Origin of the sequence: Pantoea sp. B9002, from assembly GCF_013385945.1 — a bacterium.
Lineage (GTDB): Bacteria > Pseudomonadota > Gammaproteobacteria > Enterobacterales > Enterobacteriaceae > Pantoea.
The window spans coordinates 1-318 of the sequence record NZ_JACAPA010000121.1 but is presented as its reverse complement, the minus strand read 5'-3'; the positions used below and the strand labels follow the sequence as shown (position 1 = coordinate 318).

1 protein-coding gene is annotated in these 318 nt (G+C 63.5%); it reads right to left on the bottom strand.

Translation table 11 applies throughout. The features are described from left to right. On the bottom strand, positions 1-318 hold a 318-nt coding region (locus HX773_RS25475), incomplete at both ends, for a TOBE domain-containing protein (protein WP_176973812.1).

Here is a 318-nt window from a genome sequence, read left to right as displayed (position 1 = left end):
GTCGTCTTCCCACCAGACGTACACTTCATCACCCCAGGTCGGCCGCGCGCCCTGGCGCTCGGCGTTGGCGACGAAGGACTGCACCAGCTTGCCGCTCGGCAACTCGACGTAGAACACCGAGTGACCACCGAGGTAGGCGATATCGTGCACCTTGCCGCGCGACCAGTTGTACTCGCATTGCGGCTGCGTCGTGGTGACCAGCAGCTTCTCCGGACGAATCGCGTAGGTCACGCTCTTGTCCTGGACCGAGGTGGACACGCCGTGGCCGACATAGATACTGCGTTCCAGCTCGGGGCTGGTGATCCGCGCATAACCTTC